This window comes from Mesorhizobium sp. WSM4935, assembly GCF_029625735.1.
Classification (GTDB): domain Bacteria; phylum Pseudomonadota; class Alphaproteobacteria; order Rhizobiales; family Rhizobiaceae; genus Mesorhizobium.
Window position 1 is genome coordinate 1 of record NZ_JARTVR010000060.1, and the last position, 273, is coordinate 273.

Here is a 273-nt window from a genome sequence, read left to right on the forward strand (position 1 = left end):
GGCAATGACGGCTTCCAGTTCGCGGGGCTGTCCGATTTCACGGGTGCCGCGCTGGTGGATGGCGGCACCGGCTATGACCTGGCGGCGGTGGGCGGCTTCGGCAGCCTGGCCGACAGCGGCTTCGCCCATATCGCCAACATGGACCAGCTGGTGTTCGTGGGCGGGGCGGATGCCGCGACCAGCGGGCGCGTCACGCTGGCGCTGGGCGGCAACGCGGCGGCGGCCTTCAAGGGTGATGTGACCCTCTCGGCCGCAGGCGGCACCAGCCTGACG

At 71.8% G+C, this 273-nt stretch carries 1 protein-coding gene; it reads left to right on the plus strand.

Translation table 11 applies throughout. The annotated features are described in order from the left end of the window. The coding region (locus tag P9273_RS32095) for a hypothetical protein (protein ID WP_278052580.1) at nucleotides 1-273 on the plus strand (273 nt) is incomplete at both ends.